This window comes from Mycolicibacterium sp. HS_4_1, assembly GCF_054515875.1.
This window is the reverse complement of sequence record NZ_CM137261.1, coordinates 3,944,687-3,967,893: the sequence shown is the minus strand read 5'-3', so window position 1 is coordinate 3,967,893 and position 23,207 is coordinate 3,944,687. Positions and strand designations below refer to the sequence as shown.

25 protein-coding genes are annotated in these 23,207 nt (G+C 66.4%); 10 read left to right on the top strand and 15 right to left on the bottom strand.

The features are described from left to right. Positions 1 to 98: 98 nt before the first annotated feature. The 11 genes from ACX12F_RS19145 to ACX12F_RS19095 form a co-directional block, all read right to left on the bottom strand. Positions 99 to 491, bottom strand: a complete 393-nt coding sequence (locus ACX12F_RS19145; RefSeq protein ID WP_459366068.1) for an Rv3143 family two-component system response regulator — start codon at positions 489 to 491, stop codon at positions 99 to 101. Positions 492 to 537: 46 nt separating this feature from the next. Next, complete coding sequence (locus ACX12F_RS19140; protein ID WP_459366067.1) at positions 538 to 879, bottom strand: DUF6285 domain-containing protein; 342 nt, start codon at positions 877 to 879, stop codon at positions 538 to 540. Then, positions 876 to 1,835 (bottom strand): phosphotransferase family protein, encoded by a 960-nt coding sequence (locus ACX12F_RS19135; protein ID WP_459366066.1) that lies wholly within the window; start codon positions 1,833 to 1,835, stop codon positions 876 to 878. Before ACX12F_RS19135 ends, ACX12F_RS19140 begins: the two co-directional genes overlap by 4 nt. Next, entirely contained in the window at positions 1,832 to 3,070 is a 1,239-nt protein-coding gene (locus ACX12F_RS19130) for an acyl-CoA dehydrogenase family protein (protein ID WP_459366065.1), read from the bottom strand. The genes ACX12F_RS19135 and ACX12F_RS19130 overlap by 4 nt, the downstream gene beginning before the upstream one ends. A gap of 17 nt (positions 3,071 to 3,087) precedes the next feature. After that, positions 3,088 to 3,699: a TetR/AcrR family transcriptional regulator gene (locus tag ACX12F_RS19125; protein ID WP_459366064.1), complete on the bottom strand. Its 612-nt coding sequence runs from the start codon at positions 3,697 to 3,699 to the stop codon at positions 3,088 to 3,090. Positions 3,700 to 3,701: 2 nt separating this feature from the next. Then, the gene (locus ACX12F_RS19120; RefSeq protein ID WP_459366063.1) at positions 3,702 to 4,607 is read right to left on the bottom strand and encodes a hydroxymethylglutaryl-CoA lyase; all 906 of its coding nucleotides are present in this window, start codon (positions 4,605 to 4,607) and stop codon (positions 3,702 to 3,704) included. Next, entirely contained in the window at positions 4,604 to 5,809 is a 1,206-nt protein-coding gene (locus ACX12F_RS19115) for a CaiB/BaiF CoA transferase family protein (RefSeq protein WP_459366062.1), read from the bottom strand. The genes ACX12F_RS19120 and ACX12F_RS19115 overlap by 4 nt, the downstream gene beginning before the upstream one ends. Beyond that, positions 5,806 to 6,996, bottom strand: a complete 1,191-nt coding sequence (locus tag ACX12F_RS19110; RefSeq protein WP_459366061.1) for an alpha/beta hydrolase family protein — start codon at positions 6,994 to 6,996, stop codon at positions 5,806 to 5,808. The genes ACX12F_RS19115 and ACX12F_RS19110 overlap by 4 nt, the downstream gene beginning before the upstream one ends. Before the next feature lie 34 nt (positions 6,997 to 7,030). Next, a complete protein-coding gene (locus ACX12F_RS19105) occupies positions 7,031 to 8,134 on the bottom strand; it encodes a homogentisate 1,2-dioxygenase (RefSeq protein ID WP_459366060.1) in 1,104 nt (367 codons plus the stop codon). A 154-nt stretch (positions 8,135 to 8,288) separates the two neighbouring features. Continuing rightward, positions 8,289 to 9,446, bottom strand: coding sequence for an acyl-CoA dehydrogenase family protein (locus tag ACX12F_RS19100; protein ID WP_459366059.1), 1,158 nt, complete (start codon positions 9,444 to 9,446; stop codon positions 8,289 to 8,291). Between the two features lie 34 nt (positions 9,447 to 9,480). Continuing rightward, the gene (locus ACX12F_RS19095) at positions 9,481 to 10,071 is read right to left on the bottom strand and encodes a TetR/AcrR family transcriptional regulator (RefSeq protein WP_459366058.1); all 591 of its coding nucleotides are present in this window, start codon (positions 10,069 to 10,071) and stop codon (positions 9,481 to 9,483) included. Positions 10,072 to 10,361: 290 nt separating this feature from the next. Between ACX12F_RS19095 and ACX12F_RS19090 the strand changes: the two genes are divergently transcribed. After that, complete coding sequence (locus ACX12F_RS19090; protein WP_459366057.1) at positions 10,362 to 11,351, top strand: esterase family protein; 990 nt, start codon at positions 10,362 to 10,364, stop codon at positions 11,349 to 11,351. A gap of 94 nt (positions 11,352 to 11,445) precedes the next feature. On the opposite strand, the gene ACX12F_RS19085 is transcribed toward ACX12F_RS19090, so the two are convergent. From ACX12F_RS19085 to hisN, 3 genes are all read right to left on the bottom strand, one after another. Further along, entirely contained in the window at positions 11,446 to 12,657 is a 1,212-nt protein-coding gene (locus ACX12F_RS19085) for an acyl-CoA dehydrogenase family protein (protein WP_459366056.1), read from the bottom strand. A 46-nt stretch (positions 12,658 to 12,703) separates the two neighbouring features. Beyond that, on the bottom strand, positions 12,704 to 14,110 hold the full coding sequence (locus ACX12F_RS19080) for an acyl-CoA dehydrogenase family protein (protein WP_459366055.1): 1,407 nt from the start codon (positions 14,108 to 14,110) through the stop codon (positions 12,704 to 12,706). A 157-nt stretch (positions 14,111 to 14,267) separates the two neighbouring features. Then, positions 14,268 to 15,044 carry a histidinol-phosphatase gene (hisN, locus tag ACX12F_RS19075; RefSeq protein WP_459366054.1) on the bottom strand — a complete coding sequence of 259 codons (777 nt, stop codon included), beginning with the start codon at positions 15,042 to 15,044 and terminating at the stop codon, positions 14,268 to 14,270. Between the two features lie 58 nt (positions 15,045 to 15,102). On the opposite strand from hisN, the gene ACX12F_RS19070 reads away from it, so the two are divergent. Further along, positions 15,103 to 15,420, top strand: coding sequence for a hypothetical protein (locus tag ACX12F_RS19070; RefSeq protein WP_459366053.1), 318 nt, complete (start codon positions 15,103 to 15,105; stop codon positions 15,418 to 15,420). Positions 15,421 to 15,569: 149 nt separating this feature from the next. Next, positions 15,570 to 15,989 carry a hypothetical protein gene (locus ACX12F_RS19065; protein ID WP_459366052.1) on the top strand — a complete coding sequence of 140 codons (420 nt, stop codon included), beginning with the start codon at positions 15,570 to 15,572 and terminating at the stop codon, positions 15,987 to 15,989. A 37-nt stretch (positions 15,990 to 16,026) separates the two neighbouring features. Here the strand turns inward: ACX12F_RS19065 and ACX12F_RS19060 are convergent, their stop codons facing one another. Next, positions 16,027 to 17,415, bottom strand: a complete 1,389-nt coding sequence (locus tag ACX12F_RS19060; protein ID WP_459366051.1) for an FAD-dependent oxidoreductase — start codon at positions 17,413 to 17,415, stop codon at positions 16,027 to 16,029. Between the two features lie 149 nt (positions 17,416 to 17,564). On the opposite strand from ACX12F_RS19060, the gene prfB reads away from it, so the two are divergent. From prfB to ACX12F_RS19025, 7 genes are read left to right on the top strand one after another with little or no spacing between them, the layout of a single operon-like run. Next, entirely contained in the window at positions 17,565 to 18,680 is a 1,116-nt protein-coding gene (gene prfB / locus ACX12F_RS19055; protein WP_459366050.1) for a peptide chain release factor 2, read from the top strand. Further along, a complete protein-coding gene (locus tag ACX12F_RS19050) occupies positions 18,673 to 19,671 on the top strand; it encodes a mechanosensitive ion channel family protein (RefSeq protein ID WP_459366049.1) in 999 nt (332 codons plus the stop codon). The genes prfB and ACX12F_RS19050 overlap by 8 nt, the downstream gene beginning before the upstream one ends. After that, the gene (locus tag ACX12F_RS19045; RefSeq protein ID WP_459366048.1) at positions 19,668 to 20,213 is read left to right on the top strand and encodes an Rv3103c family proline-rich protein; all 546 of its coding nucleotides are present in this window, start codon (positions 19,668 to 19,670) and stop codon (positions 20,211 to 20,213) included. The genes ACX12F_RS19050 and ACX12F_RS19045 overlap by 4 nt, the downstream gene beginning before the upstream one ends. Positions 20,214 to 20,267: 54 nt before the next feature. Continuing rightward, on the top strand, positions 20,268 to 20,957 hold the full coding sequence (ftsE, locus tag ACX12F_RS19040) for a cell division ATP-binding protein FtsE (RefSeq protein WP_020102687.1): 690 nt from the start codon (positions 20,268 to 20,270) through the stop codon (positions 20,955 to 20,957). Continuing rightward, the gene (gene ftsX, locus ACX12F_RS19035; RefSeq protein ID WP_138231512.1) at positions 20,958 to 21,854 is read left to right on the top strand and encodes a permease-like cell division protein FtsX; all 897 of its coding nucleotides are present in this window, start codon (positions 20,958 to 20,960) and stop codon (positions 21,852 to 21,854) included. A gap of 2 nt (positions 21,855 to 21,856) precedes the next feature. Continuing rightward, entirely contained in the window at positions 21,857 to 22,357 is a 501-nt protein-coding gene (gene smpB / locus ACX12F_RS19030) for an SsrA-binding protein SmpB (protein WP_459366047.1), read from the top strand. 20 nt (positions 22,358 to 22,377) lie between these two features. Further along, on the top strand, positions 22,378 to 23,199 hold the full coding sequence (locus ACX12F_RS19025; protein ID WP_459366046.1) for an EamA family transporter: 822 nt from the start codon (positions 22,378 to 22,380) through the stop codon (positions 23,197 to 23,199). Positions 23,200 to 23,207 lie beyond the last annotated feature (8 nt).

The window sequence follows — 23,207 nt, the reverse complement described above, 5'->3', positions numbered from 1 at the left end:
CTAGGATCATGATCAGTTCCTGACGTTCCCGCGCTCCGCCGCTGCTGACGCGAAGAGTGAACGGCCACAGGCTATTTCGTGCTGGTTACCGCAGCATTTCACTGGTGCGGCGACAACACCGACACCACTGCCTCGCCGAGCCGGATCGGGTCGATCGGGTGCGGGACCGCAGCCTCTGCGCGAGACCAGGAGGCCAGCCAGGCGTCGTCCGGACGGCCGGTGAGCACCACGATCGGCGGGCAGTTCGCGACCTCGTCCTTGAGCTGCTTGGCCAGCCCCATCCCACCGGCGGGAGTGGCTTCCCCGTCGAGGATGGCCAGGTCGATGCCGCCGGCGTCGACTGAACTCACCACCACCGGCGCCGTCGCCACCTCGAGATACGTCAAGTCGGGCAGGTCCGGATGAATGCGCCGCCCCAGGGCGGTGCGCACCTGATCGCGGGTGTTCGGATTGTCGCTGTACACCAGGATCTTGAGGGCAGGGTCGGCCACCTGCCCAGGCTACGACAGTCCGGTCGACAGGAAGGCCGCGTTTGGCCTACTCGTCCTCGTAGCCCGGGTGGTCCACGTCGAGGCGATGACGTACCAGTGCCCGCAGCGTGGGGAAGAGTTCATCGTGACGGTCATCGAAGTCACCGGCGCGAATGGCGTGCGCCAGCGCTTGCTCGTCCTGGAAGCCGAGCAGTCCGGGTTCCGGACCGGCCTGGCCGAGCTCGCGTTCGACGATCCGCAGCGCGTTCGCCGCGACGCGGGCATGGAAGTTCACCGCGCCCGCGTCGGCAAGCCGACTATCGGGTCCGGTGGCCTCTCGCACCTCGGTCTCCAGGAACTCGGCCACCGCGGCGACCAGTTCGGCGGCGGTCGGCCGGTAGTGGCTCATCGGGCCTCCAGGAGGCCCAGCAGGTCCCATTCGGTCTCGCACACCCGGCGGCCGATGGCCGCCAACTCCACCGATCTGGTCTGGCCCGAGAGATGGCGCTGCGCCTGGTACCGGCAGATGATGCCCCAGCGCAGGGTGGCCGACACCAGCCACCAGTGAAAGGTCTTGCGATCCAGAGTGATTGCGCTGGATTGCTCGTAGGCGGTGAGAAAGTCGCCGACGCTGCCCAGGCCGCCGGCGTCCAGGGCGCGTGGTGCTCCGAATCGCCAGGCCCGGATGCAGAACCAGGCCAGGTCCTCGGCGCGCGAGCCCAGATGGGTGAGCTCCCAATCGAGCACGGCCGCAAGCCGGCTGCCATCGACGATCAGGTTGCCCATCCGGAAGTCGCCGTGAACCAGCACCGGGTCGCCGATGTCCGCCGGCTGATTGCGTTCCAACCATCGGAAAGCCCATTCGAAAGTGGCTGTGGTGTCGCCGATCTCATCGAGCTCGTGCCGCCACGAACCCAGTTGGTCCGCACTCGACAGCCCGATGCCGGTGGGGTCGGCGCGGTGGATGGATGCCAGGGCTTCGGCGCACTGTTCGAGAAGAGCGGCCCGGCCTTCGTCATCGAGGGACCGCTGGATTTTGCGCACGATGGTCTCACCGGGAACGAAGTCGCACACCAGAAATGGATTGCCCAGGGCCTCAGGCGAATTGTTCGCTGCCAGCACCTGCGGCACCGGTGCACCCGTGGCCGCGGCCCGGGACAGTGCCGCGGCTTCCAGTTCCATGCCGGCGTGGATTTCGTCGGGAGGGCCGACGCGCAGGATCAATTGGCGGACATCGTCGGCACGGGCCGCGGAGAACGCCCACGTTGCACGGCTGGCGCCGCCGGTCAGCTCGCGCAGGTTCTCGACCTGGACATCGCCGAGCGCGGGCGTCAGCACCCGGGCCAGTGCCGCGGAGTCGATCACTTGCGCCCGAACTTCAGCATCCGTTGCGCCACCCGGCGAATCTGAATCTCTTCGGCGCCCTCGGTGATCCGGTAGCGACGGTGATGCCGGTAGATGTGCTCGAACGGCTCGTGCCGGCTGTAGCCGATGCCGCCGTGGATCTGCATGGCCCGGTCGGCGGCCTCGCACACCAGTCGGTTGGCGCGGTAGTTGGCCATCGACACCTTGTCGGAGACCTCCATGTGGTGATCCCGGTCCAGGTGCCAGGCGGCGTAATACACCAGGAGTCGCACCATCTGGGCTTCGGTCTGCAGTTCGGCCAGTGGCCACTGCACGGCCTGGTTGACCGCCAGCGGCTTACCGAACACGACGCGTTCGCCGGCATACTGCGCGGCGCGGTCGATGCAGTACTGGGCGGCTCCCAGGCTGCTCGCGGCCTGTCGAATCCGGTTCTCATGGAGGAACGTCTGGCCGACCTCCAGGCCATGGTCCACTTCGCCGAGCACCGCATCATCGGGCACGCGAACGTCTTTAAGTTCGACCTCGCCGTGGTCACTGGGCATGTTGAACGTCCACCAGTAGTACGGCACGGTGAAGCCGGGCGTGTCGGTGGGGACCAGGAAGGCGGTGATGCCGACCGCTTGACCGGGTTCACCTGACGTGCGGGCGAAGATGAGGTCGTGGGTGGCCCGGTGTACGCCGGTGTTCCAGCGCTTGCGGCCGTTGATGATCCAGCCGTCACCGTCGCGGACCGCGGAGGTCTGGAGCCAGGTGGCGTCGCTGCCGTGGTCGGGCTCGGTGAGGCCGAACGCCATGGACCGCGCACCGGTGATCATGGCCTCGACCCATTCGGCCTTCTGGGCTTCGGTGCCGAACCGGCTCATCATGATGACCTGAGGGAAGTTCCCGACGATCGACGACTCGTCCTGCAGGTCGTTGTGCAGGCCGAGACCTTTGTGCGCCAGGTGTTCCCGGATGACCGCCATGTCCAGGTTGGTGCCGTCGCGGCCGCCGAATTCGCTGGGCAGGCCGTATCGCAGCCAGCCGGCGGCGTCGGCGCGCCGGCGCATCTCGTCGAGCAGGTCCTCCCATTCCCGGGTTGGTACGCCGCCGTTCTCGAGGTCGGTGCGGGCGAATTCGCGGCGCCGGTCGAAGTACTGCATGTTCTCGCGTTCCAGCGGCTTGATCTCGGCCTCGATGAATGCGTCCATCTCGGCCAGCAGGCCCGGAAGGTGTTCCGGTAGAGCGAAATCCACGGTGATTCCTCCTTCGGTCAGAAGCCGTACAGGGTTTTCTTCCAGATGGTCGACAGCGTGGTGATGGCGTCCTCGTCGCTGATCTGCAGTTCCGATCCCGGATTGCCGACCACCACCACGGTGAAGTTCTCGAACAGCAGCGCGATGGCAGCGGCGATGTGTTCGGGATTGAGGCCCTGCGCGTAGCCCTGTTCGGCGGCGTGGCGCACCGAGTCGGCGACCATGTCCATGCCGAAGCGGCGGAACTCGTGCTGCACCTTGGCGAATCGGGGCTGGGTCGCGCCCAGCTGGGCGACCGCGATCATGATGCCGATGTTCTGCTTGAACAGATTCCAGTACCCGGTCACCACCGTGGCGAAGTAGTCGGTGTTCTCGGGGGATTCCGGCAGCGGCACGCTCATCCCCGAGGGGGTGACGATGTCATGCAGGAATGATTCGGCCAGCTCGGCCAGCAGGTCTTCCTTGTCGTCGAAGTAGCGGTAGAACACTGCCGATGACTTGCTCGCGGCCGAGGTGATGTCGGCCAGTGTGGTGCCGTGAAAGCCCCGTTCGGCGAACAGCTTCCGCGCTGCGAGTTCGATGGCCTCGCGGGTCTGGCGACCCTTGGCGGTCAGAGTGTCGGCCGGCATGCTCAACCCAGCAGTCGGTCGCCCGCGCGCAGCAGCGCGCTGGGCAGCTCGTGGCCGACGACGCGCTGCGCCACCATGGCCGCATCGATGGCCAGGTCCAGGTTGATGCCGGTGTCGATGTCGCTGTCCCGCAACAGGTAGACCAGATCCTCCGTCGCGATGTTGCCTGTCGCGCCCGGGGCGAACGGGCAGCCACCCAATCCGCCCACCGACGCATCGAGCCGGGTCACGCCGGCTTGCACGGCGGCGTAGGCACTGGCCAGACCCGCGCCGCGGGTGTTGTGGAAATGCGCGCCGAGGGGCAGAGCTCCGATGACGGGGCGGAGCCTGGTGATCAGGTCGGTGACCCGTCGCGGGGTGGTGGTACCGATCGTGTCCGCGATGGCCACCCGGTCAGCGCCGAATTCCAATGCCGCTGTGGCGATCTCGACGACCCGGCTCGGATCGGTCGGGCCATCGAAGGGGCAGTCCCAGGCCGTGGCGATGATGACCTCGGCACTGGCACCGCTGTCGTGGGCCAAGCCCACGATGTCGGCGATCAGTGCCGTGGAATCGGCGGTCGACCGGCCGACGTTCGCCTGGCTGTGACTGTCTGCGGCAGACACCACGTACTCAAGGGACTGTATGCCCGCGGCGAGCGCGCGGCCCGCACCGCCGGGTCCGGCCACCAGCGCGGAGAACTCGACGCCGGGAAACGCTGCCAGCGCCGCTGCCACCTCGGGAGCATCGGCCAGCGCGGGCACCTTGGACGGCGACACGAAAGCGGTGGCCTCGACCTCTTGCACGCCCGTGGCGACGATGGCCTGGAGCAGTTCAAGCTTGGCGGACAACGGAATCGGGTCCTCGAGCTGAAGCCCGTCGCGCAGGCAGACTTCACGGATGGTGACGTAGGACGGCAGATCGGTCACAGCACGCCCTCCGCACGCAGCGCGGCCAACTGTTCGGCGCCGAGACCGAGCAACCGGCCGTACACCTCGTCGTTGTCCTGACCAGGGCGCGCCGATCCGGCGTTGCGGATGGTTCCGGGTGTGCCCGACAGCACCGGTACGACGCCAGGTCCCTTCACGTTGCGCTGCACACGCTCGTCCCAGTGGTCGGCAATCATGTTGCGCGCCTGCAGCTGTGGGTCTTGCACCACCTCGGCGACGGTGTTGATCGGACCGCTGATCACCCCGGCCTCCGACAACGTGGCGATGATGTCCTGTGGCTCACGCTCGGCAGCCCAGTCGCCGATGAGCTTGTCGAGTTCGTCCTGGTTGCGGCCGCGTGCCAGATGGTCGACGAATCGCTCATCGGTCGCCAATTCCGGCCGCCCCATCGCCTGGCACAGCCGACGGAACACGGTGTCCTGATTGGCCGCGATCACGACCCAGCTGCCGTTCGCGCTCTGGTAGATGTTCGACGGTGCGATGCCTTCGAGGCGGGTGCCCGACGGCCCGCGCACCACGCCACCGATGTCGTAGTCGGGGATCGTGGATTCCTGTATGGCCAAACAACTTTCGGTGAGTGCTGTATCCACGACCTGCCCTTCGCCGGTGACGCTGCGCCGATACAGCGCGGCAAGCGCTCCCTGCGCGGCAAACATGCCGGCGAGGCTGTCGCCCAGCGACAGCGCCAGCCGCGGGGGAGGACCGCCGGGAAAGCCGTTCATGTGCCGCAGCCCGCTGGCCGCCTCGGCGACCGACGCGTAGCCGGCCTTGCCGGCGTCGGGACCGGTCTGTCCGTAACCCGATACCCGCACCAGGATGATGCCGCGATTGTGTTCGCGCAGCACGTCGTAGCCCAGGTTCCACTTCTCCAGGGTGCCCGGCCGGAAGTTCTCGACGATGACATCGGACTGCTTGACCAGCTCGAGGAACAGTGCCCGGCCGCGTTCGGTGCGCAGGTCCAGGGTCACCGCCTTCTTGTTGCGCGCGTGGACCGTCCAGAAGAAACGGTGCCCGTCGAGTTCGGCCTGACCCCAGGTCCGCAGCGGATCGGGGGAAGCCGGCAACTCGATCTTGAGCACCTCTGCGCCCATGTCGCCGAGCAGCCGGCCCGCGAAGGGGCCCGAGATCAGGGTGCCGAGTTCGATGACCCTGATGCCGTCGAGCGCGCCGGTAGTGGTCATCTGGAGAACCCTTGCCGGTGTAGCCAATGCGTGCAGATGCCGACGGCCTGGCGCAGCGTGCCGCGCTGGTCCGGGCCGGAGTAGTAGTGGTTGGCGCCCGGGATCTCGTGCATCTCCTTATCGGGATGTCCGATGGCCTCGTACAGCCGCCGCGTGTGGCTCGGGGTGCAGGCGTCGTCGGCGAGGTTACCGATCACCAGCGTCGGCACCGCGATATCCGGGCCGGCCTTCACAGCGTCACCGTTGGCATCGTCATAGCTCCACTGTGACAGCCAGCTGCGCAACGTACAGAACCGGGCAAGGCCGACCGGGCTCATGTTCACCACTTGAGGGTCCCCCAGATAGCACTGCCCCGGGGTGCGGTCGTTGGGATCGACCGTGGGATCGAGCCAGCGTGGGTCGGCCATGGTGCCGTGGACGACGAACGCGAACTCGTCATCGGGGCGGCCCGCGGCCTTGAGTTCGGCGAGCTTTTCGTTGACCCACTTGGTGATTCGTCGATTCCGGGCGATCTGCGCGTCGTGGTACCGCTGCAGGAACTCGGGGGTGTAGGGCGGCTGGTTCGGGTTGTCCGGGTTGTAGAGGTCGAGTTCCGGATCGCGCTTGGACGGGTCGTTCTCGTCGAGGATCGACGCGTCCATCCACTCGGTCATGGTGCCGTGCCGGCTGATGTGTGCGGCCAGCAGCATGAGACCGTCCGCCGGGATCAGGCCCAGCTTGGTCAGGTCGGGCCCGTCGCCGGACGGGCTGGCCGTCACCGTCGGGTGCTGCGCCTGCTGCTGGTAGAACACCGACAGCGAGCCGCCGCCACTCCACCCGGCCAGTACGACCTTGTCGTAGCCCAGCCGGTTCTTGGCATCCTTGATGCACTCGCCGAGGTCCTCGACCACCTTCTCCATCAGGAGCGCAGAGTCGGTGCCGCGGAACCGGCTGTTGCAGTAGATGACGTGGTGGCCGGCGCGCGCCAGCGCGTTGATCATCGGCAGGTAGGCGCCGCCGCCGATCGGATGCATGAACACCAGGACGGTGTCCGATGCCTTGTTTTTGGGCTTCAGCAGATAGCTCTCCAGCACCACGAGTTCGGCGACGCCCCCGTACACATCGCGCACCGCCGAGTTGTTCTGGTACGCAACCAGATACGGGATGCGGTCATAGTCGTGCTTCACGGGTGAATCGATCGTTGTCATCGCTGTCCTTTGTTCTTCGCGCAAGCGCTCATCACTAGTGCTGCCCCAGGTCGTTGGCGAGGATTTCGGCCGATGGGGTGAGACGTCGGCGGGTGTCGATGGCGATCACCGACCAGTCGACGCGGTCGTATTGGTCGAACTTGCGCCGGGCACGCTCGCGCGCGGCTTCCGGTGCGCCGTGGTGAACGCCTTGCGGCGCATGGGAAACCAGGCCCGGCGGCATCGGAATGCCGTACAGCGAGCCCGCGTGGAAGAACGCGATCTCGTCGTAGTCGACGTTGCGGTGGTACCACGGCGTGCGCTCGGTACCCGGCACACTCTCGGCGGGCTTGGGCAGGAAGTTCATCACGTAGACACCGGTCGCCTGCATGAACAGGTGCACCGTCGGTGGGAGATGGACGCTCTCGGATGTGATGACGGTGTAGTCCTCGATGTTGAAGGTGAACGGGAAGTTGTCACCCCGCCAGCCCTCCACATCGAGCGGATTGTGTTGGTAGAGAAGAGAGGTCGTCCCGACGCCATCGATCGGGGCGTGATACAGGCGCACCACATATTCTTCGCGCCCATCGTCGTCGATCGGCTGCGGCTCGGGGATGGTGACCTGAGCCGGGTCGAACGGGAAGTGCCGTCCCAACGTGCCCGCCGGCGGTACCCGGAAGTCGTCGGTGGCCTGAATCATCAGCCACGTGCTCTCACTGTCCGGCACCTGCCGGAACGTGCACGCCTTCGGGAGGTAGACCCAGTCGCCCTCGCGGTAGCGCAGCGGCCCGAACTCGGTCTCCAGCAGCCCAGAACCCTTGTGCACGAACAGGAGTAGATCGCCGTCGACGTACCGGACGAAAAACGGCATCTCAGCGCTCCGCCGGCTCAGCAGCACCTGGCAGTCGGCGTTCGAGAACATCAGCAGGGGAGTGCCCTGAGGGTCCGTCGCGTCCGACGGCTTCAGCTCGGACGACAGCACGTCGGTGGGGCGCAGTGGGCCGACGGTGCGATACGCCGTGGGGTCGTTGCGCCGGTACATGTTGGCGGTGCGACCGACGAATCCGCCGCGCCCGAGCTCATCGTCCTTGAGGCCGTCCAGGTCGGCGTGTACCCGCTTCGGGGTCCGGCCTTTTCGCAGGTGGACGAATGATTCCATGCTGGGCTCCTCGTGGCTCACGCATCAAAACTAAAAGTGACATTACTTTTCTTTAAGGGGGCTGGCAAGGCTCATTCCGCTTCTCGGGCGAAACGGCATTCCAGCAGCCGGAGTGTGAGTAATGGCCTGCTGGAACGCCGTTTCGGCGGAGCGGTCACACCATGGAGGTGCGGGGAATCTTCATTCCGAGTGCGAGTGCGCCGGCCAGCTCCCGGCTGGTGTCGTAGTCGAACACGACGTGACCGGCCAGTACGTCGACGTCACGCTTGTACCGTTGCATCGGGCTGGACAGGAAGTGGATGCTGGCGCCGCCGGCACCCACGAGATCGCCGATCACCGCGCGCGATTCGGCGACGATGTGGGCGGCGGCCAATCGGGCCTGCGCACGGACAGGCTTCTCGACGGAATCACCGGTTATGACGATCTCCTCGATCTCATCGACGGTGTCTGCGAGCAGGCCGCGCAGTGATCGCAAGCGCACGTGCGCTCCGGCCAAGTGCGCCTGGGCAATTGGCTTGTCCTTCTGCATGACACCCTCGTAGGGGAGCACCCGCTCGGCGAGTCGTTGCGCATAGATCTCGGTGACCCGCTCGGCGCTGCCGAGGGCCGGCATCGCCGCCAGTAGTGCCAGGGCGGGCACCATCGGCCAGCGGTAGGTGGCGCTGTCGTGGAGTCCTGCGCCGGGAGCGGTGCCGGCATAGATGTCGGTCACCTTGACCAGACGGTGCTCAGGCACGAAGACATCGGTCGCGATGGCGTCGTTGGACCCCGTGGCCCGCATGCCGTCGGTGTGCCAGACGTCGTCGACGGTGACGTCGCCGATAGGCAGCAGGGCGAGGGCCGGGTAGATGCCGTCATCGGGGCCGCAGAGTGCCGCGACGATGATCCAGTTGCCGTGCATGACTCCGGTGGCCCAGGACCAGCGTCCGGAAAGGCGGATGCCGCCGTCGACGGGCAGTCCGCGACCGGTCGGGGCCAGCGGTGCCGGTGCGAGGAACGGCCGGCTGTCGAAGGCCTCCTGCTGGGCCTGCTCGCCGAACAGCGCCAGCATCCAGTTGTGCAGGGTGAGGAATCCGATGGTCCAGGCACTCGAGGTGCAGCCATGGGCGAGACGGCGGACCGGATCGAGGATGGCGGAGAACGGTGCCTGCTGCCCGCCATAGCGGGCAGGTACCAAGAGCTCGGTGAATCCGGAAGCGATCAGGTCGCGCACGGTGTCGTCGGGAAGGCGGCGGAGTCTTTCTGCCTCGGCGGCACGTTCGCCGAGTGTGGTTACGAATCCATCGGTGATGCCGGTCTGCGTACTCAACATGCGCCGGACCGTACCATACCTTTTAGTATGGAAGTCAGGTCGCGAGCATCAGATCGAGAAACCGCGCACTGCGCGCCGCCAGACGCGGATGCGGTGCGTCGCCGGCGAGGTGCAGGAATCCGATGCCGACGGCGAACGTGGCGTCGGCCCGCAGCTCGGCCTCGTCGGCGTCGAAGCCGTAGTCCTCGAAGGCGCGTCGGACCGCCGCGAGGATGCGGCGGTCCGCGGCGCGCACACTCTCGGCGACGGCCTGGTCGGAGCGAGCCCATTCCCGCATCGCGCGTTCCAGCGTCCAGTGCCTCGGGCTGACCAGCGAATTCATCATCCGGACCAGTCGGTCCCGTGGTGCCAGCGCATCGATCTCCTCGATCTGGCTGCGGTCCGCATCGCGGAGCTCGCTCCAGCCCTGAATGAGAGCCGTCCGGTAGGCGGCAATGTTGTCGAAATGCCAGTAGAAGCTGCCCTTGGTGACCCCCAACCGAGTGCACAATCGGTCGATCTTCAGGGCCTTCAACCCTTCCTCGGCGAGGATCGCGTACCCCGCCGCGAGCCAGTCATCGATGCCCAGCCGGTTGCCCGATCGGGTGTCCGGCAGCTCGTCGACGTAGTTCCGATCGCTCGTCACAAACGGCAGCCTACGGCCGGATGAACACCGCGTACCGCGAAGGCAAGGTGATAGCTGAACGGTAGGAAGTCCGCAACAACCTGGTCTCAAGCGCGATTCGGGGGTTCCTCGGCATGTCGCATGCGTGTTTTACTGCCCACAGACAACTGAATCCATCGGTGCGTTCAGTTCCCGTACCAGGCTGAGCCCGCCGCACACGGCTGCGAGAAATCGCGGCCGTGCCACCAGCGCCGTCTGATCGCGCCGAGTGGGCACGATACCCGGTACCTGATACTGAAATGGGATTGTGAATGTTCGTTGACAAGATTCGCGGCCGCCTGGCACGCAGGATCGCCGGCGCCGTCTCGGCCGCCGTCCTGCTCCCGGGTCTCATCGGACTTGCCGGCCAGACAGCCACCGCAAGCGCGTTCTCGCGTCCCGGCCTGCCGGTCGAATACCTCCAGGTCCCGTCGCCGGCGATGGGACGCGACATCAAGATCCAGTTCCAGAGCGGTGGTAACGGGTCGCCCGCGGTGTACCTGCTCGACGGTCTGCGCGCCCAGGACGACTACAACGGCTGGGACATCAACACTGCCGCCTTCGAGTGGTACTACAACTCCGGGCTGTCGATCGTCATGCCCGTCGGTGGCCAGTCCAGCTTCTACAGCGACTGGTACAAGCCGGCCTGCGGCAAGTCCGGCTGCTCGACCTACAAGTGGGAGACCTTCCTGACCCAGGAGCTGCCGCAGTGGCTGCAGGCCAACCGCGAGGTCAAGCCGACCGGAATGGCGGCAGTCGGGCTGTCGATGGCGGGTTCGTCGGCGATGACCCTCGCCATCTGGCATCCCGAGCAGTTCATCTACGCCGGCTCGATGTCGGGCTTCCTCAACCCGTCCGAGGGCTGGTGGCCCTTCCTGATCAACGTCTCGATGGGTGACGCCGGTGGTTACAAGGCCGACGACATGTGGGGCTCGACGGGCGACCCGAACAACGCCTGGCAGCGCAACGACCCGATGGTCAACATCGGCAAGCTGGTCGCCAACAACACCCGCCTGTGGGTCTACTGCGGTAACGGCAACCCCAGCGAGCTCGGTGGCGACAACGTGCCGGCCAAGTTCCTCGAGGGCCTGACCATCCGGACCAACCGCACCTTCCAGGACAACTACCTGGCCGCGGGCGGCAACAACGCGGTGTTCAACTTCCCCGACAGCGGCACCCACGACTGGGGCTACTGGGGCCAGCAGCTGCAGGCCATGAAGCCTGACCTGCAGCGCGTGCTGGGCGCCAACGCGTCGTCGTAACCGTCACCTCAACAGCGAACAGGCCCCGGGAGCAATCCCGGGGCCTGTTCGCTTGTGCCGGTGAGCACCTACCGCGCGCGCGACGGCGCTCCGGTCACTTGAGCTGTGCCGACGACAGGCCCAGCAGACGTCGTGCCACCACGAGCTGCTGAATCTGCTGCGTGCCTTCGAAGATGTCGAGAATCTTCGAATCGCGGGCCCACTTCTCCAGCAGGGTGGTCTCGGAATAGCCGGTGGTGCCGGCCAATTCGACAGCCTTGAGGGTGACGTCGGTGCCCATGCGCCCGGCCTTCGCCTTGCTCATGGACGCTTCCTTGGAGTTCGGGACCTTGTTGTCGGCCTGCCAGGCAGCGCGCAGCGACAGCAGGTACGCGGCTTCCCAGTCGGACTCCATCCGCAGGAACTCGGCGGCCGGGGCGCTCTGCGCGTGGGCCGGCTTGTCGTACGAGACCTCGATGCCCGCGTCGGTCAGGATCGCCCGCAGCTCCTCCAGGGCGGCGCGGCCCACGCCGATGGCCATGGCGGCCACCATCGGGCGGGTGTTGTCGAAGGTCTCCATGACCCCGCCAAAGCCCTTGTCCACCTTGACCTCCGGATCACCGAGGAGGTAGTCCTTCGGGATCCGGCAGTTGTCGAATCGGATGACGGCGGTGTCGGACGCCTTGATGCCGAGCTTGTGCTCCAGCCGCTCGACGATGACACCCGGGTGCTCACGCGGCACGACGAACGACTTGATGGCAGCCCGACCGAGCGACTTGTCGACCGTCGCCCACACCACGATGTGCGTGGCGCGCGAGCCGGCGGTGACGAAGATCTTCTCGCCGTTGAGGACGTACTCGTCGCCATCGAGCACGGCGGTGGTCGTGACCGCCGCGGAGTCGGAACCGAAGCTGGGTTCGGTGATGGCCATGGCGGCCCACACCTTGCCCCACTTGGACAGCTGCTCCTTGGTGGCGACCGCGGAGATGGCGGCGTTGCCCAGGCCCTGGTAGGGCACGGTCAGCAGCAGGGCGACGTCGCCCCAGCTCACCTCGAGCGCATTCAGCAGCGCAGACATGTTGGCGCCGTTGGTATTTGCGTGTTTGCTCTTGGACTCGGCGGCCGAGAACCCGGCGCCGGCGATGGAGACGGCGTTGGACTCCTGGATGCCTTCGAACAGGCTGGCCAGGGTGTCCAGCTCAGCCGGGTAGGCGTGCTCGGCCAGGTCGTACTTGCGGGAGATGGGGCGGAGCATCTCGGCGGCGCCCTGGTGACCCTTTTCCGCGACTGCCTTCAGCTTGCGGGGCAGTTCCAAATTGATTGCCATGATTGGTCTTTCGGGAGAGTTGGAAGATTGAGGATGAGGGGCCGGTCTACAGGATGACGACACCCTCGGCGACGCCGACGGCCCGCAGGTCGCGGTACCAGCGCTCGACCGGGTGTTCCTTGGTGTAGCCGTGGCCACCGAGCAGCTGCACGCCGTCGAGGCCGATCTGCATGCCCTTGTCGGTGGCGAACCGCTTCGCCAGGGCGCCCTCGCGCAGGAACGTCATGCCCTGCTCGGCACGGGACGCGCCGCGCCAGACGATCAGCCGCAGGCCGTCGAGTTCGATGGCGATGTTGGCGCACATGAACGCCACCGACTGGCGGTGCGCGATGGGCTCACCGAAGGCCTCGCGCTCCTTGACGTAGGGCACCACGTAGTCGAGCACCGCGTGCGACGTGCCGACTGCCAATGCGGCCCAACCCAATCGGGACAGCGCGATGGCCTCGGAGTAGTCGTTGTCGGTGGCCTCGTCCTCGCCGAGGCGGTTGGCCAGCGGCACCGCGACGTTGTTCAGCTCGATCTTGCCCAGCGCCGCGGCGCGGATGCCCATGCTCGGGTCGGCCGTGATCGACAGGCCCTCGGAGCTGGACTCGACGATGAACAGCGCGGGCTTGCCGTCGAGCTGCGCGCCGATGATGAACAGCTCGGCGTCGGCGGCGGCCGGAACCAGCGACTTGACGCCGTTGAGGCGGTAACCGCCGGGGGTCCGGATCGCGGTGGTCCGCAGCGCGGTCGGGTCGAACAGTGCGTGCGGCTCGGCGATGGCCACACATGCCTGCGGCACGTTCTCGCCGGCGAACGACGGCAGGTAGGTGGCCTGCTGGCCCGCGCTGCCCCAGCGGGTCAGCGCCGACGCCACGCCGCCGGGCGCCAGGATCGGCAGGGCCAGGCCCATGTCGCCGTAGGCCAGCGCCTCGGCGACCAATGCCGTGGTGACGGTGCTCTGGGAGGCGGCGATGCCGTCGAACTCCTCGGGCACGTTGATCGCGGTGATGCCGAGCTCGGCGGACTTGGCGATCAGGTCCGCAGGGTAGGCCGCGGCCGCGTCGGCGTCGTGTGCGGCCGGCCGCAGGATCTCCTCGGAGAACTCGCGAACGGTCTCGACGATCATTTGCTGGTCTTCGTCCGGAGTCAGGTCGAAGTAATCCGAACCGCCCGGCTTCAGGCGCGTCGGGGCGCCATTGATTCCGGGAATGCGCTTGAACGTCCGGCCCGCGGCACCGGCGGTGGAGAACGCCGTCTTGATGCCGTACTTCAGGCCGCGATTCATCGGGTCGCGCAGGTTGTACTTGTCGAGGAATTCCTGGCCGACAAAAGGAGTGATCAGCGCCAGACCGATGTCGGTCGCTGTCCGCTTGTGCCGTTGCAGGCCGATGGCGCTCTCCGGGCCCTTGCGCGCGGGGCGCTGGGAGGAACCGGCAGCTGTGCCGTTCTGGGGAAGGGTGTTGGTCATTTCGACAGCCTCGCGTCGTTGGGGCAGTGCGTTATGACCGTATCTTACTCCGGAGTAAGGTACGACGCTCGTGTTATCAACTTCACATTTGCGGGCCGTGAGGCAGATGCCCGAAAACCCGCGCTGAGCGCGGGTTTTCGGCGGCGGATTCCCGGGATCAGGACAGGGTGGCGAGCACCTTTTCGTGCAGCAAGCCGTTCGTCGCGACGGCGCTGCCGCCATGTGGCCCGGCGGCGCCGGCCAAGTTGGTGAACGACCCGCCGGCTTCCCGCACGACGACGTCCAGCGCTGCCAGATCCCACAGCTTGACCTCCGGTTCGACGGCGATGTCGACCGCACCTTCGGCCAGCAGGCAGTACGACCAGAAGTCGCCGTAGGCCCGCACCCGCCACACCGCGTCGGTCAGCGCGACGAACGCGTCGCGGCGGTCCTCCCAGCCGGTGGTCAGATCCGAATAGGACAGACTTGCCGCGTCCAGTGCGTCGACACCCGATACCGAGATGCGCCGGGTCTGTCCGCCGAATGAGCTGAAGGCGCCTTGTCCGGTGCCGGCCCACCAGCGGCGGCCGAGGGCCGGGGCGCTGACGACGCCGACGACCGGCACGCCGTCCTCCAGCAGGGCGATCAGCGTCGCCCACACCGGGACCCCGCGGACGAAGTTCTTGGTGCCGTCGATGGGGTCGATCACCCATTGCCGCCCGGCGAAAACCGCTGTGCCACCGTATTCTTCACCCAGCAGCGCGTCGTCCGGCCGCGCTGTGGACAAGGTCTCCCGCAGCACCCGTTCCACGGACTGGTCGGCATCGGTCACCGGCGTCAGATCCGGCTTGGTCTCGATTCGCAGATCCAGCGCGCCGAAGCGGTCCAGCGTCACGGCATCGGCCTCGTCGGCCAATCTCAGGGCGAGAGTGAGGTCGTCTGCGACATTGCTCATGCGCAATCCGCCTTCGCTACTTGCTGGGTACTCATGGGTGCAGTCCTACCATGAGTACGTGTGGGAATTCGTCGTGCTCATTGTCTTGCTCGGAGCGCTCGTGCTGCTGGCCGTTCCATGGCTGCGGCGTACGCGTAGCGGGGAAAGCGGGACGCTGCTGATCACCGGCGTCAGTCCACGGCCCGATGCCGCGGGGGAGCAGTACGTCACCGTCGCCGGAGTCATCAACGGCCCCAGCGTGAATGAGCATGAGGTGTACGGCCGCATCGCGATCGACGTGGCCAATTGGCCCGCCGTGGGTCAGCTGGTGCCCGTCATCTACTCGCCCAAGAACCCCGACAACTGGAACTTCGCGCCGCGCGCCTCGCAGCCGTAGTCCCTCGGCTGTTCTCTCCCAAGTCGTCTGGAAGTTTGCTCAGCACTCTCTGCAATTTCCAGCGAATGGGCTAATTCTCGGGTTTCCCTGTGCTAATAGATTCACTATGCGAATAGCTAGCTATCGCATCGAGCTTGCTGATCCCTCGGATGGCATCGCTCGGCATTGATCGTCAGCCAGAGTTTTTCCATAAGAAGGGGACCCGAACGCGCATGGCCAAGTCTCAGCTCTCGTCGTACCGCAGGACCGTGAAAGTACTCGTGATGGGGCTGACGGGCTGCGGCCTTATGCTCGCGGCGCCGGCCGGCATCGCATCAGCTGACACCAACCCGCTCGACGTGCTGGGTAGCGCGTTGAACGGTGAGGCTGGCTTCGCGCAGCACTTCGCCACCCACAACATCGGTGGACTCGAAGGGATTGCCGCGATCAACGCCAACGGCCTTCAGGCCGGCGTTGGTTCCTTGAGCTCTGGCGTTCTGTCGGGAACGACGGCCACCTCATCGCTGCTCAATTCGGGCGGCAACCTCACGACGTTCGCGGTCCAGGGCATACTGCGCCCAGCTCACTGAGCGGAGGTACGACCGACGCCGAGGAAGCGCACGGCCCTCAGCCGTGCGCCACCCGCAACATCGCTGCGACATCGGTCAGCTTCACGCGCGGCCGGTTGCCCTCGCCGGCGGACCGCTCGTGCGCGTCGATGAGGCGCCAGTGGTCATTGGTGACCAGTGCCGGCTGCCGGGACAGGAACCAGGCCTCCAGGTCCTCGCTGTGGGTCGTCCCGAAATCGGCCACCTCGGCGCCGCAGATGTCCTCGATCAGGGTGTTGACGGTGTCCTGCGAGTCCTTCTTGTTGCTGCCGATGACGCCCGACGGCCCGCGCTTGATCCAGCCGACGACGTACTCGTTGCGGCTGCCCTCGACCCGGCCCTCGGTGTGCGGGATGGTCGCGGCGCGCTCGTCGAACGGCAGGCCTTCGGTCGGGACGCCGCGATAACCTACCGCCCGCACTACCAGCTGGGCCGGCAGTTCCTCGCGGTGGCCGCTGTCCTTGGCGATGATCCGGCCGCCGTCGTCGACCAACTCGTTGTGGCCCAACACGATTGACTCGACTCGCTTGGTGCCCTTGATCTCGATCGGGGAAGTCTGGAACTTGAAGACAATCCGGCGCCGGCGCCCCAGCGCACCGCGTTCGGCGTAGCCACGCAAGATCTTGATGTTCTGCCGCACGGTCTTGCTCGCGGCTTCCAGTTCCGCGTCGGTGATGCCGTCGACATCAGCCGGATCGACGATCACGTCGACATCGGCCATGGCCGCCAGGTCACCGAGCTCACGCAGCTCCAGGGTCGTGAACGGAGCCTGCAGTGGGCCGCGCCGTCCGATGATCACGACCTCGCGGACGCCGCGGGCGCCCAAGGCCGTCAACGCGTGGTCGGCGATGTCGGTGTTCGCGAGTTCGCCCGGATCGCTGACCAGGATGCGGGCCACGTCCAGGGCCACGTTGCCGTTGCCGACCACCACGGCCCGGTCCTGCGTGACATCGGGATTCATGCCCGCAAAATGCGGATGCGCGTTGTACCAACCGACGAAGTCGACGGCGGCCACGCTGCCGTCCAGTTCCTCGCCGGGGATGCCGAGCGGTCGGTCCGACTGGGCGCCGACGGCGTAGATAACGGCGTCGTACCGCTCGGCAAGCTCTGCGGCCTGCACGTGCTCACCCACGGTGACGTTGCCGAAGAAGCGGAAACGCGGATCGTCGGCGACCTTGTCGAACTGCGCCGTCACCGTCTTGATCTTCGGATGGTCTGGAGCCACGCCCGAGCGCACCAGTCCCCACGGGGTGGGCAGCATTTCGAGCATGTCGATGCGCACGTCGATCGGTTGTTCTGAATCGGCCTCGGAGGCGGCGGCCTTGGCATCGGCGAATTTCAACAGTGACGCGGCAGCGAAAAACCCTGACGGGCCGGATCCGACAACCGCCACATGGTAAGGGCGCATACGTATGGTTTGCCTTCTTGTTCTGCTCAGTGCGCGCAAGGGGCTGTCGCGACGCGGCCGAGCGGGTTACACGGCGATGCTAAACCGGTCCATGCGATCAGGGCTCGCAATGTGAAAGTCCGTCTCACTGGTCGGTACCCTCATCTTTTGTGGACCTCGACCGTCAAGCCGACATTGCCGCCCTCGACAGCACTCTGACCACTGTGGAGCGGGTGCTCGACGTCGAGGGTCTGCGCGCGCGAATCGCCAAGCTCGAAGATGAGGCGTCCGACCCCAAGCTGTGGGACGACCAGGCGAACGCCCAGAAGGTGACCAGCAGTCTGTCGCACGCGCAGGGCGAGCTGCGCCGGGTCGAGGAGCTGCGCGGACGCATCGAGGACCTGCCGGTGCTCTACGAGCTGGCCGAGGAAGAAGAGGGCGCGGCCAGGACCGACGCCATCGCCGACGCCGACGCCGAATTGGCCAAGCTGCGCGAGGACATCGAGGCGCTCGAGGTTCGAACGCTGCTCTCGGGGGAATACGACGAGCGGGAAGCTGTCGTCACCATCCGCTCCGGCGCCGGTGGCGTGGACGCTGCCGACTGGGCCGAGATGTTGATGCGCATGTACATCCGCTGGGCCGAGAAGCACGGGTATCCGGTCGAGGTCTTCGACACGTCGTACGCAGAGGAGGCGGGCATCAAGAGCGCGACCTTCGCGGTGCACACGCCGTTCGCGTACGGAACGCTGTCGGTCGAGCAGGGCACCCACCGACTCGTGCGCATCAGCCCGTTCGACAACCAGAGCCGCCGTCAGACGTCGTTCGCCGACGTCGAGGTCCTGCCGGTCGTCGAGACCGCCGATTCCATCGACATCCCCGAAGGAGATGTGCGCGTGGATGTCTACCGGTCCAGCGGTCCGGGTGGTCAGTCCGTCAACACCACCGACTCGGCGGTCCGGCTGACGCACATCCCGACGGGCATCGTGGTGACCTGTCAGAACGAAAAATCGCAGCTGCAGAACAAGGTTTCCGCGATGCGAGTGCTGAGCGCCAAGCTGCTGGAACGCAAACGTCAGGAAGAGCGGGCCGAGATGGACGCCCTCAAGGGAGACGGCGGCAGCTCCTGGGGCAACCAGATGCGCTCGTACGTGCTGCATCCCTACCAGATGGTGAAGGACCTGCGCACCGAGTTCGAGGTCGGCAACCCGGCCGCGGTGCTCGACGGCGATATCGACGGCTTCCTGGAGGCCGGCATCCGCTGGCGCAACCGAAAAGACGATGACTAATTTCGCTCTGATCGCCGCGAGCCAACCGGAGTCATTCGGTTGGTGGGCCGCGCAGTGGCACGACTTCTGGCGAGGCTCTATCGGCGGGTGGATCATCACTCGCGGGCTGCGGATCGTCATGCTCGTCATCGCGGCGATGCTGATCTCGCGGTTCGTCGGCTGGCTGACGCACCGGATCACCTCCCGCATCGACGCGCGTTTCGAGGAGAGCGACGCGCTGGTCCGGTCGGAGACCACCAAGCACCGACAGGCCGTCGCCTCGGTGATCTCGTGGGTGACCATCGCGCTGGTGTCGGTGGTCGTGTTGGTCGACATCACCGAAATCCTCGGGATACCCATCGGCTCGCTGGTCGCCCCGGCAGCGGTGTTGGGTGCCGCGCTGGGCTTCGGTGCGCAGCGCATCGTGCAGGACCTGCTGGCCGGGTTCTTCATCATCACCGAGAAGCAGTACGGCTTCGGTGACCTCGTCGCACTGACCGTCAGCGGTATCACCGTGCCGGCGGAAGGCACCGTCGAAGACGTCACGTTGCGCGTCACCAAGCTGCGCTCCAGCGACGGCGAGGTCTACACGATCCCGAACGGGCAGATCGCCAAGACCGTCAACCTGTCCAAGGACTGGGCCCGCGCGGTGGTAGACATTCCGGTGCCCACGACTGCCGATCTGGGCAAGGTCAACGACGTGCTGAACCGGGTGTGCGAGCGCGCAATGGAGGACCTGAAGCTGCGGGCGTTGCTCCTGGACAAGCCCCAGCTGATGGGTGTGGAGAGCATCGAACTGGACACCGTGAACCTGCGGATGGTGGCGCGGACGCTGCCCGGCAAGCAGTTTGAGGTCGGCCGTCGGCTGCGCGTCATGGTCGTCGCCGGGCTGGGCCGACTCGGCATCGAGAGTCCTGCCGAACACAAGCCTGAGGTGGAAGCCATGGTGCATCCCGCCACGGTCGGCGGCGCGGAAGACAAGACTCAGGGGCCGGGGGACGGGCCACGATGAATGCGTTGTCCCGCATCGCGGCCAAACGTGCCGACCGCGCCTGGCCCACGTACATCCTGGGGCGGGTCCGGACGTCGACGGCCGGCCTGGTCGTGGCCTTCTTCGTGGCGTACTGGCTGCATCAGACCTATGCGCCGCCGCCGCCACCGCCGACACCGCCGCCCGCAGTGGTGCCGCCGGGCTTCGTGCCCAACCCCGAGTACACCTGGGTGCCGCGTACCGATGTGAACCCGCGCCCGAGGACGACATACCGGCCGACGCCGACGGAGACCACCACCGACACAACCGAGACGACCACGACGACGACCACGCCGAGCACGACCACATCGAGCACATCAGCGCCGCCCACCACGACCGTCATCACGCCCGCGCCCGGCATCCTGCCGCCGGTCACGCTGCCGGTGCTGCCCGGCCTGGCCCCGCCGCCGCCGCCGGCCCCGGCGCCCGCGCCGCCGCCCGGCCCGCTCCCGGCTGCAGCGCCGCCCGACGGCCCGGTCACGACCACCGTCATTTCGCCCGGTGCGGCACCGGCGGCGAGCTAGCAGCTTCAGCCTCACCCGTCACACCTCAGCCTCCGACTACACTGGCGTGCCGTGATGATCACCCTCGACCACGTGAGCAAGAACTACAAGTCTTCGGCACGCCCAGCCCTGGACAACGTGTCGCTCAAGATTGACAAGGGTGAGTTCGTCTTCCTCATCGGTCCGTCCGGTTCCGGCAAGTCGACGTTCATGCGCCTGCTGCTCGGTGCCGAGGTGCCGACCTCAGGTGACATCCGTGTCTCGAAGTTCCACGTCAACAAGTTGCCCAGCCGGCACATCCCGAGCCTGCGCCAGGTGCTCGGCTGCGTGTTCCAGGATTTCCGGCTGCTGCAGCAGAAGACGGTGTTCGAGAACGTGGCGTTCGCGCTCGAGGTGATCGGCAAGCGCCCGGACACCATCAACCGCATCGTGCCCGACGTGCTGGAGATGGTGGGCCTGTCGGGCAAGGCCAACCGGCTGCCCGGTGAGCTGTCCGGTGGCGAGCAGCAGCGCGTCGCGATCGCGCGCGCCTTCGTCAACCGGCCGCTGGTGCTGCTGGCCGACGAACCCACCGGCAACTTGGATCCCGAGACGAGCAACGACATCATGGACCTGCTGGAGCGGATCAACCGCACCGGTACGACGGTCGTGATGGCCACTCACGACCATCACATCGTCGACTCGATGCGTCAGCGCGTCATCGAACTCGAACTCGGCCGCCTCATCCGTGATGAGCAGAGCGGCGTCTACGGAATGGATCGCTAAGTGCGCTTCGGCTTTCTTGTCAATGAAGTCCTGACCGGATTTCGTCGCAACGTCACCATGACGGTTGCCATGATCCTGACGACCGCCATCTCCATCGGTCTGTTCGGTGGTGGCCTGTTGATCGTGCGCCTGGCCGACCAGTCCAAGCAGATCTATCTGGACCGCGTGGAGAGCCAGGTCTTCCTGACCGACGACGTCTCCTCCAACGACCCCAACTGCGAAGCCGACCCGTGCAAGTCGCTGCGCAAGCTGATCGACGACCGCAAGGACGTCAAGTCGGTCCGGTACATGAACCGGGACCAGGCGTACGACGACGCGGTCCGCCGCATTCCGGCGTTCAAGGATTACGCCAGCAAGAAGGCGTTCCCGGCCTCGTTCGTCGTCAAGCTCGACAATCCGGAGCAGCACAAGGGATTTGAAGACGCGCTGCGCGGCCGACCCGGTGTGCGCCAGGTGACCGACCAGAAGGAGTTGGTGGACCGCCTGTTCGGCATTCTCGATGGCATCAGCGCAACGGCCTTCGCTGTGGCGCTGGTCCAAGCCATCGCTGCGACCCTGTTGATCGCCAACACCGTGCTGATCGCCGCGCGTACCCGTAGCACCGAGATCAGCATCATGAGGCTGGTCGGCGCCTCGCGTTGGTACACGCAGTTGCCATTCTTCGTCGAAGCCTTGCTCGCCGCACTGATCGGTGTGGTGCTCGCCGTGATCGGGTTGATCATCGTGCGCGCGATGTTCCTCGAGGATGTGCTCAACCAGTTCTATCAAGCCGGGTTGATCGCCAAGGTCGACTACGCCGACGTCCTCGTCTTCTGCGCGCCGTGGATGCTGTTGTTGGGGCTTGGTATGTCCGGCATCACCGCGTACGCCACGCTGCGCGCGTACATCAGGCGGTAGCGATGGCGAAGAAGAACAACGCCGACAAGGACAAGTCGGGCAACAACGCCGTCGTCGCCACCAACCGCAAAGCGCGACACAACTATTCGATCATCGACACCTATGAGGCGGGTATCGCTCTGGTCGGTACCGAGGTGAAGAGCCTGCGGGAGGGCCTGGCGTCGTTGGCCGACGCGTTCGCCACCGTCGACGACGGCGAGGTGTGGTTGCGTAACCTCCACATCGCCGAGTACCACCACGGCACCTGGACCAACCACGCACCGCGCCGCAACCGAAAGTTGTTGCTGCACCGGCGTCAGATCGACATGTTGGTCGGCAAGCTGCGGGACGGTAACTACACCCTGGTGCCGTTGAAGCTCTACTTCTCCGATGGCCGCGTCAAGGTCGAGTTGGCGTTGGCCCGCGGTAAAGAAGCGCACGACAAGCGCCAGGACATCGCCAAGCGCGACGCACAGCGCGAGATCACCCGCGAGATGGGTCGACGCCTCAAGGGCAGGACCTGACCGGGGTACTGCTCGCGCTGTTGTCGGCGCTGGGCTATGGCATCAGCGATTTCGTCGGCGGTATCGCGGCACGGCGCGTGGCGGCGCTGCGGGTTGTGCTGGTGTCATATCCCGTGGCCGGCGTGTTGCTGACGGTGATCGCGTGCGTTGTCGGCGGCCAGGTTTCGTCGAGTGCGGTGACCTGGGGCGTGTTGTGCGGCGTCCTGCAGGCGTTCGGGATCTGGTGGTTTTATGCGGCGCTGGGCTCCGGACCGATATCGGTCGTCTCACCGCTGACCGCGATCCTGGTGTCTGGGGGACCGATCGTCGTCGGGGTCGCGATGGGAGAGCGGCCCAGCGGGGTGGCGATCGCCGGAATCGCGCTGGCGTTGGTCGCGGTAGCGCTGGTGAGTGCGCAGGCCACCGATGAGGACGAGACGCCGCACCGTTTCACCGCCAAGGTCGCCTGGCTGACCGTCGGCTCGGGATTGACGTTCGGGCTCAGCTTCGCCGTGATCCATCAGGTGCCGCACGACGCGAAGCTCTGGCCGTTGGTGTTCGCCCGGTTCGCGGCCACCGCGGTGGTGATGGTCGCCGCGTTGGCGACCCGTAATTTCGCTCTGCCGCGCGCATTTCCGCTGAAGCTCGCCTTGATCGCGGCGGCGCTCGACGTCATCGCGAACGTGGGAATGCTACTGGCGCTGCAGGCCGCGATGCTGTCGTTGGCGAGCGTGTTGATCTCCCTCTATCCGGCGGCGACTGTCGCGCTGGCGATGGTGGTGCTCAAAGAACGTGTGCGGGCCTGGCAGGCCGTCGGCATGGCGTTGGCATTGGGCTCGGTCGCGATGATCGCCGCCGGGTAGCCGGCCCG

Bases quoted from the DNA above. Each gene is read 5' to 3' on its own strand.
- ACX12F_RS19140 (WP_459366067.1), bottom strand. From the start codon at position 879: ATGAGCCACTACCGGCCGACCGCCGCCGAACTGGTCGCCGCGGTGGCC.
- ACX12F_RS19125 (WP_459366064.1), bottom strand. From the start codon at position 3,699: ATGCCGGCCGACACTCTGACCGCCAAGGGTCGCCAGACCCGCGAGGCC.
- ACX12F_RS19115 (WP_459366062.1), bottom strand. From the start codon at position 5,809: ATGACCACTACCGGCGCGCTCGACGGCATCAGGGTCATCGAACTCGGC.
- ACX12F_RS19110 (WP_459366061.1), bottom strand. From the start codon at position 6,996: ATGACAACGATCGATTCACCCGTGAAGCACGACTATGACCGCATCCCG.
- ACX12F_RS19105 (WP_459366060.1), bottom strand. From the start codon at position 8,134: ATGGAATCATTCGTCCACCTGCGAAAAGGCCGGACCCCGAAGCGGGTA.
- ACX12F_RS19100 (WP_459366059.1), bottom strand. From the start codon at position 9,446: ATGTTGAGTACGCAGACCGGCATCACCGATGGATTCGTAACCACACTC.
- ACX12F_RS19090 (WP_459366057.1), top strand. From the start codon at position 10,362: ATGTTCGTTGACAAGATTCGCGGCCGCCTGGCACGCAGGATCGCCGGC.
- ACX12F_RS19085 (WP_459366056.1), bottom strand. From the start codon at position 12,657: ATGGCAATCAATTTGGAACTGCCCCGCAAGCTGAAGGCAGTCGCGGAA.
- ACX12F_RS19080 (WP_459366055.1), bottom strand. From the start codon at position 14,110: ATGACCAACACCCTTCCCCAGAACGGCACAGCTGCCGGTTCCTCCCAG.
- hisN (WP_459366054.1), bottom strand. From the start codon at position 15,044: ATGAGCAATGTCGCAGACGACCTCACTCTCGCCCTGAGATTGGCCGAC.
- ACX12F_RS19065 (WP_459366052.1), top strand. From the start codon at position 15,570: ATGGCATCGCTCGGCATTGATCGTCAGCCAGAGTTTTTCCATAAGAAG.
- ACX12F_RS19060 (WP_459366051.1), bottom strand. From the start codon at position 17,415: ATGCGCCCTTACCATGTGGCGGTTGTCGGATCCGGCCCGTCAGGGTTT.
- ACX12F_RS19050 (WP_459366049.1), top strand. From the start codon at position 18,673: ATGACTAATTTCGCTCTGATCGCCGCGAGCCAACCGGAGTCATTCGGT.
- ACX12F_RS19045 (WP_459366048.1), top strand. From the start codon at position 19,668: ATGAATGCGTTGTCCCGCATCGCGGCCAAACGTGCCGACCGCGCCTGG.
- ftsE (WP_020102687.1), top strand. From the start codon at position 20,268: ATGATCACCCTCGACCACGTGAGCAAGAACTACAAGTCTTCGGCACGC.
- smpB (WP_459366047.1), top strand. From the start codon at position 21,857: ATGGCGAAGAAGAACAACGCCGACAAGGACAAGTCGGGCAACAACGCC.